Below are 12,790 nucleotides of genomic sequence, written 5' to 3' on the forward strand. Positions count from 1 at the left end.
ACATATATATAGTAAATTTATATATGTTATTTCTTATTTAGAGCAACTAAATAGATTTCCGTAGATTCGCTGCGGCTGGATGAAGGTTTAAAATGTTTTACTGTCCTAAATTCACGTTTCACTTTATTTAACAATTCGTTTTCTGCACCGCCACGAAAAATTTTAGCAATAAAATGACCGGAGGGTTTTAATACTTTTAAAGCAAATTCAAAAGCTTGCTCACATAAAAGTAAGGTTCTTATATGGTCTGTAGCTTTATGACCTATGGTATTTGATGCCATATCACTCATTACTATATCAGCTTTACCGTCTAAAGCCTGAATAATTAATTCTTCCGTATTTTCTTCAAAAAAATCTTTTTGAAAAAACTCAACTCTGGCAATAGGTTCGATTTCTAACAAATCGATAGAGATTATTTTATTATTTAGGCTATTATCCGAAGCTTTAATAAGCTTGGAAGCTACTTGACTCCACCCCCCAGGAGCTGCTCCTAGATCAACAATTTTCATGTTAGGATGAAAAAGTTTAAATTTTTCATGGATTTCAAGTAGTTTATATGCAGCTCTCGACCTAAAGCCTTCAAGACGTGCTTTTGCAACATACGGATCGTTTAATTGGCGTCTAAGCCAATTACTAGAAGAGACGGTACGTTTTTTAGAAGTCTTAACTCTAACGAATTTATTTCTATAACCGCTTAAATTATTTGTCATGAAATTTTATTATTTTCTTGAGCTATTTTGTCTAATATTGAATTCACAAAACCAATCTCATGTTCATTTAACATATCATTTGCTATGTCCGTATATTCGTTGATTACTACTTTAGCAGGAGTAGTAGGGCAAAATAATAGCTCACATATACTAACCCGCAATAAAGCTCGGAGTAAGATCGGCATATGTGCAGGATCTTTATCATTTGTTAAATGATTGTCGATAATTTCGTCTAGTTTATTAATATTTTCAAATACTGACTTTACCAGCATTTTAAAATGACTTATACTTAATGATATTTTTAAATTCTCAGGTAAATCTGTTGTAGAATTATTATTTTGATAAAAAGAAAGTACATTTTGCATGATATCATCCATATCGTCGTTATTTTGCAATATGTTTTGATAAATAGCTTGCACTGCTGCAATACGTGCAATCGACTTTTTATTAATTTTATTTGAACTCATAGAGAAAAGAAATTTAAAATTTAATTTTCGTCATTGCGAGTGAGTATTACTTGCGTGGATACCAAATCGTCATTGCGAGCAGCCGTAGGCTGGCGTGGCAATCTCGTCAAATATCCTGAGATTGCTTCGTCAATTACTTCGTAATTTTCTCGCAATGACGTGGAAAGGGATTCCCACAACAATATCACTCACAACAACGAAATGATATCTATAATCTTGCAATTTATACCTTAAAATAATTTATTAGTAAACTTATAAAATTTTTATGTTGTCTATAATCGGATTTATTATAACCATCAGCATCTTGGTATTTATCCATGAATTTGGGCATTATTGTATTGCTAGATATTTTAATGTAAAAGTTGAAGAATTCTCTATAGGTTTCGGTAAAGAACTAATAGGCATTACTGATACAAGAGGAGTTAGGTGGAAGATTTGTCTTATACCGCTTGGGGGCTATGTCAAGATTTACGGCTATGATCGCAGCCTTATGGATAAGACTAAAGAAGTTAACGAAAAAGTAGCTTTTTATGCTAAATCTTGTTTAGAACGTTTTTTAATAGTTGCGGCAGGTCCGTTAATTAATTATTTGCTTGCCGTAATAATATTTGCAGGCTTTTATTGTTACTTTGGAAAAACAGAGATTCCTCCTATAATAGGTGATGTAGTAGCTTCATCACCAGCAGCGAGAGCAGACTTAAGAGAAGGAGATAAAATTGTTAAGGTTAACGATAAATCTGTTAAAGATTTTGGGGACGTACAGAGAGAGATATTAATTAACGGCTTTAGCTCTTCTACTTTAACTATAGAAAGAAAAAGTGAAGAATTTACCGTTAATATAATGCCTCAAGAAATCATTATATCGCCTCCCGAAGAAAAGAAAGTTAAGAAAACTCTTCGCATCGGTATTATAGCTAAAAATGAACCTATTCATACTAAAATAGGAATTTTAGGAGGATTTTGGGAAGCTATTAATACTACTATAGATATGTCTGCTTTAACTCTAAAAGCAATATCGCAAATGATTGTAGGAAAACGTTCATTCGATGAGATAGGAGGACCAGTAGCTATCGCTAAAGAGTCAGGAAAATCTATAGCTGGTGGAACCCAAATGTATCTATTATTTATAGCAATGCTTTCCGTTAATTTAGGATTACTTAACTTACTACCTATACCGGTACTTGACGGCGGACATTTGATATTTATACTCTATGAAGCAATTACCGGTAGATTACCGAATCCTAAAACTAAAAATATTTTATTACAATTAGGAGCGGCAATAATAATTTTTCTTATTATAATCTCTGTTTCTAACGATATACAAAATTTATTTTCCTAAATTATAGATTTGCTTGCTCTCGTTTATATTATCTACTATAGTGGAGTACATTAATTATGTTTAAATGCATTCTTTGTCGTCATTTCGAGGAGACGTTGTTGCATGGTTCAAAAATCGTCATTGCGAGGAAATTACAAAGTAATTGACGAAGCAATCTCAGGAGTTTGTTATTATTTCATGAGATTGCCACGCAGCCTATGGCTGCTCGCAATGACGGTTAATATTTAAATCTTAAAGAAGGTTTTAGGTGAAAATCAGATCAATTAGTAAGTTAACAATTTTATTATTAACGATTTTTTATTATCATATTTCATTAGCTGACTCTGTAATTCGTAAAATAACTATCGAAGGTAACCATAGGGTTGAGCGTTCTACTATTGAGAGCTATTTAAAACTTAAGGTAGGAGAAGCCTATAATAATTCTAAAGAAGATGAAGCAATAAAAAATTTATATGCCACCTCACTTTTTAGAAATATAAATATACATATAACAAATGAGGGTAATTTAATAGTTAACGTTACTGAAACGCCTTTTATAAGTAGCGTGGTATTTAGCGGTAATTCTAAAATCAAAACTAATATGCTCGCTAAAGAAATTTATACAATGTCTGGTGAATCTCTTAGCCAAGCTAAAATCGAATTAGATGTAAAGAAAATATTGGAAATTTATAAACGTAGCGGACGTTTTGCTACTACAGTAACACCTAAAATCGAAAATTTAGAAAACAACAGAGTTAAGGTTATTTTTGATATAGCAGAAGGACCAAAAACCGGTATTAAATATATTTATTTTAGCGGTAATGAAAATTATAGTGATTCAGAACTTAAATCCGTTGTTTTAACTAAAGAATCTCGTTGGTTTCGTTTTTTAGAAAGTAACGATACTTACGATCCTGATAGAGTGGAATATGATAAAGAATTACTGAGAGAGTTTTATCAATCTGTAGGTTTTGCAGATTTTAGAGTAATTTCGGCATCGGCAGAACTCAATAATACTAAAGAATATTTCACCCTTACCTATTCCATTGAAGAGGGAGAAAAATATAGCTTCGGTAATGTTACGATAGATAATAAATTAACTAATATAAATATAACACCGCTTAATAAAATTGTTAATATTAAGCAAGGCAAGGTTTTCAATATGAAAACGGTTGATGATATAGCTGAAAAAATCGGAGAATATTTTACAGCAAACGGTTACCCTGCGGTAAATGTTTATCCGGATATAATGAAAAATGCTAATCATACTGCAGATATTAAATTTATTATTGAGAAAGCCGATAAGGTTTATATTAATAAAATTAATATTATTAATAATCTTAAAACCGAAGACCATGTTATAAGAAGAGAATTTAAAACAGAAGAAGGTGACATAATTAACCGTTCATATATTGAAAAAGGTGAGCGTAACCTTAGAAATTTAGATTATTTTGAGAAAGTAGCAATTAGCTTAGCTCCGACTAAAGCTAAAGATAAATATGATGTTAACGTTGAAGTTGATGAAAAATCTACTTCCTCTATAGGTTTTGATTTAGGATATAATACTGCCGGCGGTTTATTCGGGCGTTTCTCTTTCTTAGAGCGTAATTTAGTCGGTACCGGTAAACTACTTAATGCCGGTGTACAAGTAAGTAAAAACAGTACAAGCTATTACGGCGGTATTACCGAACCACACTTTTTAGATCGTGATTTATCACTTGGCGTAAATGCGTTTAAAAACTATACCGGACGCGGTGCTAGTGTATTAAATACAACTGATCAAAGCTATAAACAACACTCTATAGGGGTTAAAACTTCTCTTGGTTATGAAATCAAAGAGGATTTAGGTCACGAAGTAGATTATTTAATTAAACGTGATATTTTAAGTGCACCGAGTCCATCAAGCTCAATATACTTAAATGAACAAATGGGAAGATTCATTACTTCCGCTATAGGACATACTATTACTTATGATCAGACCGATAGCAAAATTGTTCCAAAGAACGGTTATTTAGTAAGCGGCACCCAAGAATTTGCCGGCGTTGGAGGTGATAACAAATATATAAAACATGAAGTTGACGGTAAATATTATAAATCTTTCATACATAACAAACTTACTTTAAAATTATCTGCTTCCGGTGGTGATATTGCAGGGCTTGGAGGAAAAATTATTAGAATTTCCGATCGCTTTAATTTAGGTGATTATAGTTTAAGAGGCTTTGCAAGCGGTGGTGTAGGACCTCGTGAAAAGGTCACTAATGAAGGACTTGGCGGTGAGCGATATTATACATTCTCAACAGAGCTTAATTTCCCAACACCTGTACCTGAAGAGTTTAATTTAACAGGTGCAGTATTTATGGATTTAGGAAGCGTATGGGGAGTAGCTCTAAATAAGAAACAATATCAAACTCCAAACGGTTTTTATAACGATAAATCGCTTAGAGCTTCCGTTGGTTTCGGCTTTATTTGGGTAACACGTTTTGCACCGATCAGAATGGATTGGGGTTTCCCGGTTAAAAAGAAGAAATATGACGATACGCAGCATTTCCATTTAAGATTTTCAACGCATTTATAAAAATGCTTCATTGTCACCTCGTGACTTGTCTGCGTTGTTGCATGGATGCCAAATCGTCATTGCGAGGAGCGTAGCATTGTTCCAATCCAAAAAATAATTAAAAAAATTCTGATTTACAGAATTTTTTGCTGGATTGCTTCGTCTAATTACTACGTAATTCTTCTCGCAATGACGGAAAACCAGTCCACGCGGGCAATACCTCACAGAAATGACATATCTCAGCCTTGCCGATGTAGCTCAGCTGGTAGAGCGGCGCATTCGTAATGCGTAGGTCTGGGGTTCAAATCCCCACATTGGCACCATTTTCTAAATAAAATTATAGTCCTATTTTGTGATAGACAGGTAGAACCTGATACACTAATAATGTGTAGAACAACGCATTCGTGTCATACCGTGCTCCCTTCACGGTATCCAGGAAAATAACTTAAAATACTAATAATGATAAAAATAAGAGAAATGAAAGTACCTACTAACTTAGAAACAATAAAAAGTTTTGAAAAATTGATTCAAGCTAGATTACCTGAAAAATATAAAGAATAGTTATTAACATATAATGGTAAAATTATAAATAAGAACATTAGTTATGATAGTTAATGAAGAAGAGTTTAAAAAACAACCTAATGTGATTAATCTTCCAGAATGGGAAAAATCTTTCTACTATATAATAAATGTAGGGCATTATGAGAATTATGATGAAGCAATGGATTGTATTATCAAAAATTTGAGGAATCCTGAAGAATTATTGCAGGCTGCAGCCATTCAAGCTTTAGACATTGCGGTTCGTAGATTTAGCAATATTGAAGATAAATTGATATTACCTATCTTATTTAAGAATTTGAGAAGTGAAAGTAAACGAATAAAATATGAAACTATTGATACTTTAGAAACAATCGCCGCTTATATAATTAGGTCAAAAAAAAATCTATTTAGAATATATTAAAAATGGCATTGATTTTTTTACTCAAAAAGAGTTGCAGGTATTTACTGATAAAAATTTAATAAATAACCTAAAGAATGAAAAAGAAAAAATAGAATTTATTTTAAGTTTCTGCCAAAATTCTTTAGATTATAATGAAGCATTAGAGGTTTGTTTATATTTTTTTCAAAAAGAAGAAAGCGAAAAAATATATGACACTTCTTTTCAAGGGCTTAGTTATATAGTAACTAGATTTCAAAAAATAAATTTCGATATTATATTACCTTTTATAAAAAAATTTTTAACATCAAAGAAAGGAGTTATCCATATTGATGTTAAAGAACTTTTAGTTAACATAGCAATTATGATACCTGAACTAAGAGAAAGAGTAATACCTTATTTAAAAAAAGCAAAATCACCTTATTTAAAAGAAATACAAGCCTTAAATCATTGAATATTGTTTTATTGCACTTTTATATTCAACTTCTTAAGTCGAATAGCAGATTATGTAATAATTCGCTATTCGTGTTAATTAACTATTATCTTTTTTCTTGGAGGAATATAGATTGTTTCATCTTCAGCATGCGAAATCTTTTCTAAAAGTCCGATAAAACGGTCTTTATTAGGTACTAGCTTTACTATTGCCCACCCTTCTTCTATTGATTTCTTTATGCGTTCTATATCAGATTTATGCTCTGAAAAAGATATAACTTTTTGTGCTGGATTTTGCATATTGATAAATCAATTATAGTTAATAAATGTTAATATTATAGTAAATATTTTTTAATAAATCAATCACATATTTATTATTTGCTAAATATAAATAAAATGATTACCATATATTAGGTCTTGTCTACTTATATCCTAATAAATAGTTTAATTAAAAATTAAAAGTTGTACAACAATTTTTTATTTTAAACATATATTTTTATTTCACTTATTAACTTTATTTAATTTAAACTGTATAATTTAATTATGTCAAATGATAATTTACAACCGCCTGCTCTTTCTAAAAAGCAATTATTTGCTTTTTTTGGTATGGTTGTCGGGATGTTTATGTCGGTACTTGATATTCAGATTGTCGCTAGCTCATTATCCGTAATAGCTGCAGGTCTTGCTGCATCAAGCGATGAGCTTTCTTGGGTTCAAACATCTTACTTAATAGCTGAAGTTATCATTATTCCTATTACCGGCTTTTTAGCAAGGTTACTTTCTACCAGAATTTCTTATTTTATTGCAGCTCTAGGATTTACGGTTATGAGCGTATTATGTTCGCTCGCATCTAATATTGAATCAATGATTATCTTTAGAGCATTACAAGGATTTTTTGGTGGTGCTATGATACCGACGGTATTTAGTACCGTTTTTATAATTTTTCCTGCATCACAACGTCCTACCGTTACTATCTTAATTGGACTTGTCGTAACTGTTGCCCCTACTTTAGGACCTACACTCGGTGGATATATTACAGAGATTTTATCATGGCATTTTATGTTTTTATTAAACGTCATACCTGGTATTTTCGTATGCACGGTAGTATTTTTATATGGGGATTTTGATAAACCAAATTATAAATTACTGAAAAATTTTGATTTTCTCGGTATATTATTAATGGCTTTAACGCTCGGCTTATTACAATATGTTTTAGAAGAAGGAAACAAAAAAGGTTGGCTTGAGGATAATTTAATACTATTCTTAAGTATTGCAGTAGCTTTAGGTTTTGTTTTATTAATCATTAGAGAACTAACCTTTATTAATCCAATTTTAGATTTAAAAACATTCCTTTATAAAGACTTTACTTTTGGTTGCCTTTATTCGTTCGTTATGGGTATCGGATTATACGGAGCAGTATATATATTACCGCTATTTCTCTTTACTATTGCCGGATATGATACATTACAAATCGGGGCTACTATGATGGTGACGGGCGGAGCACAATTTTTATCTGCACCGCTCGCCGGTAGAATGTTAGGGCTAGGGGTAGATTTACGCCTGATGCTTATTATAGGGCTTGGAGGGTTTGCTCTTGGATGTCATTTGAATAGTTTTCTAACACCTGATTCTAAATTTGCTGCCTTTGTGCTTCCTCAATTTGTTAGAGGGCTTTCATTAATGTTTTGTTTTATACCGACTAATAATATAGCTCTTGGCAATATGCCAAAAGAAAGAGTAGGTAACGCTAGCGGGCTTTATAATCTTACTCGTAATTTAGGAGGAGCTGTAGGACTTGCGGTAATCAGTACTATACTTACTAATGATACTAAAATCTTTATGCAATATTTATCGGAAAATATCTCGTCTACTTCTATAATGGCATTAGAACAACTAGATTCTTACACTGAATTATTAAGCGGGAAAGTCCTTAATCCTGAAAAAGCATCCTATTTGTTATTAGCAAACAAATTAAATAATGATGCTTTTGTAATTGCAATAAATAATATATTTAATATGATAGGGCTGTTATTTGTATTTATAATGCTACTAATACCTTTTACTTCAAATATCAAATTAACCGGAAATGTTAATGCTCACTAAAATTAAATTTATATTATATTTTCCTTGGTTATTATTAGAAATATGGAAATCTGCTTTCTCGGTTATCAAAATAATTTGGCAAAGAAAGATAGAAATAGAGCCGGTTTTTGAATGGATTGACGCAGAAGGGCTAGAAGAAATCGGTGAAGTAATTTATAGTAACTCGATTACATTAACACCCGGTACGGTAACACTTGATATAAATAATAATATGCTATTAGTACATGCACTCAATAAATCATCGATTACCGACCTACAAAGAGGTAGAATGATTAAAAAAATTAAGCAAATATTAAAAACAACTTGAAGTAGAAAATGTTATCAGATATAAACGCTCTAAAGTATAAAAAAGTTTTGCTCAAAGTTTCAGGGGAAGCTTTAATGGGAGACAAGCAATTTGGACATGAATATGAGGTAATAAAAAAGATAGGCGGCGATATTAAGGAGGTCATTGATTTGGGAGTAGAAGTCGCTATTGTAGTCGGAGGCGGAAATATTTATCGAGGGATCAATGCAACACTTGTCGGTATGGATCGTGCTTCAGCGGATTATATAGGTATGCTCGCAACGGTGATTAATGCTTTAACATTGCAAAACGTTATGGAAAGCTTAGGTATCTATACAAGAGTTCTATCGGCTATTCCTATGATGAGCGTATGCGAGCCTTATATTCGCCGTAAAGCTAAAAGACATATGGAAAAAAAGCGTGTAGTAATTTTTGCCGGAGGCACGGGTAATCCGTTCTGTACCACTGATAGTGCCGCAGTACTTCGTGCAATTGAAATGAATTGTGATCTTTTGTTAAAGGCAACTCAAGTTGATGGCGTATATGATTCCGACCCTAAAAAAAATCCTGATGCTAAAAAATATTTCACTATTAGCTATAAAGATGTTATAACTAACAACCTGCAAGTCATGGATACGGCAGCTATTGCAGTTGCAAGAGAAAATAAATTACCTATAAGAGTATTTTCGATAAAAGAACAGGGAAATTTTGCTAGAGTAATACAAGATAAAGGCGAATATACGACAATTGAGGAATAATATTATTGTAGTGTGACTCGGTTTTTCGTCATTGCAAGGAGATCTTGTTGCATAGCTCGTTTTATGTCATTCCCGCAAAAGCGGGAATCCAGCATAAAGCGAGATAAATCGAGCTTTTGATTTTAAAAACTTAAAATGTTTGTACTTTTTAATTACTGGATTCCCGCCTACGCGGGAATGACATTGTAGGTATTTCCCAATACACATAACAATGTCTCAATTAATAATATACGGATAAAATAATATGGACACAGAAACGTTAAAGAAAAACTTACAAGAAAAGATGGATAAAGCTCTGAAAGTTTTAGATCATGAGCTTAAAGGCTTGCGTACCGGTAGAGCTTCGGTTAATTTGCTTGATAGCGTAACCGTGGAAGCTTACGGGAGTAAAATGCCGCTTTCACAAGTTGCTTCTCTATCCACCCCTGATGCACGAACAATTAACGTGCAGGTTTGGGATAAATCTATGGTGTCCTCGGTAGAAAAAGGAATTACTATAGCAAATCTTGGCTTAACTCCTGCAACGGACGGTCAATTAATCAGACTACCGATACCAGCTTTAACTGAAGAAAGACGTAAAGAACTGGTAAAGCTTGCTCATAAATACGGTGAGGATACTAAAATTTCATTACGTAATATTAGAAGAGGCGGCAATGAAGAGCTTAAAAAGCTAGAAAAGGATAATATTATTGCAAAAGATGAGCATCATAGCTTATCTGAACAAGTACAAAAACTAACCGATGATTATAGTAGTAAAGTTGACTCGGCAATAAAACAAAAAGAACACGAGATAATGACTGTTTGATTCTAATCTTCGAGGAGTGAAGAGCCTTGTTGTGTGCTTGTTGATGTCATTCCCGTGAAGGCGGGAATCCAAAAAAAGTATAAATACAGCAAATTTTTGAAATTAAAAGCTGAGGTTATCTCGCTTTATGCTGGATTCCCGCCTTCGCGGGAATGACATCAATTAAATCTATACTGACAAAATAAAATGACAAAATTAGTTAGAGATTTAATTCCAGAAATTATTTTAAAATCAGGCAGGATACCGGTTATTCATATTGCTGAATCATATGAGTATAAAGAATTATTAAAAAATAAACTACTAGAGGAAGTAGAGGAATTCTTGCAAGATGAGTATATAGAAGAAGTTGCTGATATACTAGAAGTACTTGAAACAATCTGTAATATTAACGACTATAAACTAAAAGATATATTAAAAATTAAAAAACAAAAAAAGAAAGTTAATGGTGGTTTTGATAATAAGATAGTTTTAGAAAAAATAACTAATTAGCTTTTATGACTTAATAAAATAAAGCCGGCTGTGGAATCTTGTATCACAAGCTGTATCCAGGATCTAGCCCACAAATCACAGGATCGATCCATTCAGACAAGCTTTCACAGGAATAACATCAGATCACTCAAAATAATAAAACTATGATTACAAAAGAAGAAGCACAGAAAATAGCAAAATTAGCTAGATTAAAATTTGAAGAAGATACTGTAGAAAAATTTTCTGCTCAGCTTAGTACTATTATGAATATGATTGATATTTTAAATGAAATAGATTGCAAAGATATAGAGCCTTTAACGTCGGTTTCTAATATGAATGCTAGAATGCGAGAGGACGCCGTTACAAGTTCTGATTTATCAAATAAATTATTTGATAATGTAAGCGGAAATAGTGCTCAACTTGCTAAAGAAGTAAAATATTTTATCACTCCAAAGGTTGTTGAATAATTATGATGGAACTAAACAAATTAACAGTAGCAGACAGTGTAAAAGGTCTAAAAAATAAAGATTTTACAAGTAAGGAATTAGTTAATGCACATATTAAACAAATAGAGAAACATAAAAACCTAAATGCTTATGTTACCGAAACTTTTGATTTAGCTTTAAAACAGGCTGAAGCAGCCGATCAAAATTATGCTAAAAATCAACAGCGAACACTTGAGGGTATACCATTTGCCGCTAAAGATCTTTTCTGTACGAAAGGAATTAGAACTACGGCATGTTCTAATATACTGAAAAATTTTATACCTAATTATGAATCAAGCGTTACACAAAATATTTTTGATAAAGGCGGTGTGATGCTCGGCAAAACCAATATGGATGAATTTGCAATGGGTTCGGCAAATATCACTAGTTGCTTTGGAAATGTAATTAGCCCTTGGAAAGCAAATGATGATAATGCAGATTTAGTTCCGGGCGGTTCTTCAGGTGGTTCAGCTGCAGCAGTTAGCGGGTTTATGGCATCTGCTGCTCTTGGTAGCGATACTGGAGGCTCGGTACGTCAACCTGCAAGCTTTACGGGTTTAGTCGGATTTAAACCGACATATGGTCGTTGCTCAAGATACGGAATGGTATCGTTTGCTAGCTCACTTGATCAAGCAGGGATATTTACTAGAAGCGTTTTAGACAGTAGCATTATGCTTGAAGCGATGATGGGGTTTGATGAAAAAGATTCTACTTCGATTAAAGCAGAAGTTCCAGAACTACAATCCGCTATCGGAAGTTCTATGAAAAATATGAAGATAGGTGTACCTCTTAGCCTTGGTGAAGGCGGTATTATTGAACCTGATATTATGAAAATGTGGCAGGATACCATAGAGCTACTTAAAAACGCCGGTGCTGAAATAGTTGATATTACGCTACCGCATGCTAAATACGGTGTTGCCGTTTATTACGTAATAGCACCGGCTGAAACTTCTTCAAATTTATCTAGATATGACGGCGTTAGATACGGTCTTCGAGTAGAACGTGAAAATATGACGCTTGACGAAATGTACGAAATGACTAGATCAGCCGGATTTGGGGAGGAAGTAAAACGTCGTATTATGATTGGAACATATGTGCTTTCATCTAGTTGTATGGATGCATATTATCTAAAAGCTCAAAAAGTACGTCGTTTAGTTACAAACGATTTTAATAATGCTTTTGCAAAAGTTGATGCCATTTTGTTACCTGCAGCACCGACCGAAGCTTTTAAGATCGGTGAAAAACAAAATGATCCGACTATTATGTATTTAAACGATTTATTTACTATTCCTGCAAGTTTAGCCGGTTTACCTTGTGCATCGGTTCCTGCCGGATTATCGGCACGAGGTTTACCTCTAGGGATGCAGATTATAGGTAAACAATTAGACGAATATAATGTTTTGAAAGTAGCATCGACAATTGAGTCAGGTGTAAAACATATTAAATTTGAGCCAAAGGGTTTTTAAT

The 12,790-nt window shown here is 32.8% G+C and carries 15 protein-coding genes, 1 tRNA gene and 1 pseudogene; 13 read left to right on the forward strand and 4 right to left on the reverse strand.

The annotated features are described in order from the left end of the window. Positions 1-26 precede the first annotated feature (26 nt). Genes ACNFN7_RS04820 through ACNFN7_RS04830 form a run of 3 tightly spaced genes read right to left on the reverse strand, consistent with a single transcriptional unit; the run spans position 27 to position 1,359 of the window. On the reverse strand, positions 27-710 hold the full coding sequence (locus ACNFN7_RS04820; protein ID WP_485441067.1) for an RlmE family RNA methyltransferase: 684 nt from the start codon (positions 708-710) through the stop codon (positions 27-29). Beyond that, positions 707-1,177: a transcription antitermination factor NusB gene (gene nusB, locus ACNFN7_RS04825; RefSeq protein ID WP_485441068.1), complete on the reverse strand. Its 471-nt coding sequence runs from the start codon at positions 1,175-1,177 to the stop codon at positions 707-709. The genes ACNFN7_RS04820 and nusB overlap by 4 nt, the downstream gene beginning before the upstream one ends. A gap of 20 nt (positions 1,178-1,197) precedes the next feature. Then, complete coding sequence (locus tag ACNFN7_RS04830; RefSeq protein WP_485441258.1) at positions 1,198-1,359, reverse strand: hypothetical protein; 162 nt, start codon at positions 1,357-1,359, stop codon at positions 1,198-1,200. An 83-nt stretch (positions 1,360-1,442) separates the two neighbouring features. On the opposite strand from ACNFN7_RS04830, the gene rseP reads away from it, so the two are divergent. The 6 genes from rseP (at position 1,443) to ACNFN7_RS04860 (ending at position 6,440) form a co-directional block, all read left to right on the forward strand. Further along, complete coding sequence (rseP, locus tag ACNFN7_RS04835; RefSeq protein ID WP_011271430.1) at positions 1,443-2,516, forward strand: RIP metalloprotease RseP; 1,074 nt, start codon at positions 1,443-1,445, stop codon at positions 2,514-2,516. Positions 2,517-2,618: 102 nt separating this feature from the next. Next, positions 2,619-2,744, forward strand: a complete 126-nt coding sequence (locus tag ACNFN7_RS04840; RefSeq protein ID WP_081427785.1) for an RND transporter — start codon at positions 2,619-2,621, stop codon at positions 2,742-2,744. Between the two features lie 19 nt (positions 2,745-2,763). Next, positions 2,764-5,070: an outer membrane protein assembly factor BamA gene (gene bamA / locus ACNFN7_RS04845; protein WP_485441069.1), complete on the forward strand. Its 2,307-nt coding sequence runs from the start codon at positions 2,764-2,766 to the stop codon at positions 5,068-5,070. 226 nt (positions 5,071-5,296) lie between these two features. Further along, positions 5,297-5,372 (forward strand) — tRNA-Thr (locus ACNFN7_RS04850). Positions 5,373-5,653: 281 nt separating this feature from the next. Then, positions 5,654-6,010, forward strand: a complete 357-nt coding sequence (locus tag ACNFN7_RS04855; protein ID WP_485441070.1) for a HEAT repeat domain-containing protein — start codon at positions 5,654-5,656, stop codon at positions 6,008-6,010. 31 nt (positions 6,011-6,041) lie between these two features. Further along, a complete protein-coding gene (locus tag ACNFN7_RS04860) occupies positions 6,042-6,440 on the forward strand; it encodes a hypothetical protein (RefSeq protein ID WP_485441071.1) in 399 nt (132 codons plus the stop codon). A 74-nt stretch (positions 6,441-6,514) separates the two neighbouring features. Here ACNFN7_RS04860 and ACNFN7_RS04865 read toward each other — a convergent pair whose 3' ends face one another. Further along, entirely contained in the window at positions 6,515-6,718 is a 204-nt protein-coding gene (locus ACNFN7_RS04865; RefSeq protein ID WP_011271433.1) for a DUF2674 domain-containing protein, read from the reverse strand. Positions 6,719-6,961: 243 nt separating this feature from the next. On the opposite strand from ACNFN7_RS04865, the gene ACNFN7_RS04870 reads away from it, so the two are divergent. From ACNFN7_RS04870 to gatA, 7 genes and pseudogenes are all read left to right on the forward strand, one after another. Beyond that, positions 6,962-8,521, forward strand: a complete 1,560-nt coding sequence (locus ACNFN7_RS04870) for a DHA2 family efflux MFS transporter permease subunit (protein WP_485441072.1) — start codon at positions 6,962-6,964, stop codon at positions 8,519-8,521. Then, positions 8,505-8,828 carry a monovalent cation/H+ antiporter subunit E gene (locus tag ACNFN7_RS04875; protein WP_410527880.1) on the forward strand — a complete coding sequence of 108 codons (324 nt, stop codon included), beginning with the start codon at positions 8,505-8,507 and terminating at the stop codon, positions 8,826-8,828. The genes ACNFN7_RS04870 and ACNFN7_RS04875 overlap by 17 nt, the downstream gene beginning before the upstream one ends. A gap of 8 nt (positions 8,829-8,836) precedes the next feature. Beyond that, a complete protein-coding gene (gene pyrH / locus ACNFN7_RS04880; protein WP_485441073.1) occupies positions 8,837-9,565 on the forward strand; it encodes a UMP kinase in 729 nt (242 codons plus the stop codon). 244 nt (positions 9,566-9,809) lie between these two features. Next, entirely contained in the window at positions 9,810-10,370 is a 561-nt protein-coding gene (frr, locus tag ACNFN7_RS04885; protein ID WP_485441074.1) for a ribosome recycling factor, read from the forward strand. Between the two features lie 186 nt (positions 10,371-10,556). Further along, positions 10,557-10,718 (forward strand): annotated as a pseudogene (locus ACNFN7_RS04890) (nucleoside triphosphate pyrophosphohydrolase family protein); the annotation flags it as partial. Positions 10,719-11,002: 284 nt separating this feature from the next. After that, positions 11,003-11,305 carry an Asp-tRNA(Asn)/Glu-tRNA(Gln) amidotransferase subunit GatC gene (gatC, locus tag ACNFN7_RS04895; RefSeq protein ID WP_041077478.1) on the forward strand — a complete coding sequence of 101 codons (303 nt, stop codon included), beginning with the start codon at positions 11,003-11,005 and terminating at the stop codon, positions 11,303-11,305. A 2-nt stretch (positions 11,306-11,307) separates the two neighbouring features. Then, positions 11,308-12,789 carry an Asp-tRNA(Asn)/Glu-tRNA(Gln) amidotransferase subunit GatA gene (gene gatA / locus ACNFN7_RS04900; protein ID WP_485441075.1) on the forward strand — a complete coding sequence of 494 codons (1,482 nt, stop codon included), beginning with the start codon at positions 11,308-11,310 and terminating at the stop codon, positions 12,787-12,789. Position 12,790: the final 1 nt, after the last annotated feature.

Source organism: Rickettsia sp. MAE-05 (assembly GCF_057319745.1).

Coding starts and splice junctions, on each gene's coding strand:
- ACNFN7_RS04820 (WP_485441067.1), bottom strand. CDS start 710: ATGACAAATAATTTAAGCGGTTATAGAAATAAATTCGTTAGAGTTAAG.
- nusB (WP_485441068.1), bottom strand. CDS start 1,177: ATGAGTTCAAATAAAATTAATAAAAAGTCGATTGCACGTATTGCAGCA.
- rseP (WP_011271430.1), top strand. CDS start 1,443: ATGTTGTCTATAATCGGATTTATTATAACCATCAGCATCTTGGTATTT.
- ACNFN7_RS04840 (WP_081427785.1), top strand. CDS start 2,619: ATGGTTCAAAAATCGTCATTGCGAGGAAATTACAAAGTAATTGACGAA.
- ACNFN7_RS04855 (WP_485441070.1), top strand. CDS start 5,654: ATGATAGTTAATGAAGAAGAGTTTAAAAAACAACCTAATGTGATTAAT.
- ACNFN7_RS04865 (WP_011271433.1), bottom strand. CDS start 6,718: ATGCAAAATCCAGCACAAAAAGTTATATCTTTTTCAGAGCATAAATCT.
- ACNFN7_RS04870 (WP_485441072.1), top strand. CDS start 6,962: ATGTCAAATGATAATTTACAACCGCCTGCTCTTTCTAAAAAGCAATTA.
- ACNFN7_RS04875 (WP_410527880.1), top strand. CDS start 8,505: ATGTTAATGCTCACTAAAATTAAATTTATATTATATTTTCCTTGGTTA.
- pyrH (WP_485441073.1), top strand. CDS start 8,837: ATGTTATCAGATATAAACGCTCTAAAGTATAAAAAAGTTTTGCTCAAA.
- frr (WP_485441074.1), top strand. CDS start 9,810: ATGGACACAGAAACGTTAAAGAAAAACTTACAAGAAAAGATGGATAAA.
- gatC (WP_041077478.1), top strand. CDS start 11,003: ATGATTACAAAAGAAGAAGCACAGAAAATAGCAAAATTAGCTAGATTA.
- gatA (WP_485441075.1), top strand. CDS start 11,308: ATGATGGAACTAAACAAATTAACAGTAGCAGACAGTGTAAAAGGTCTA.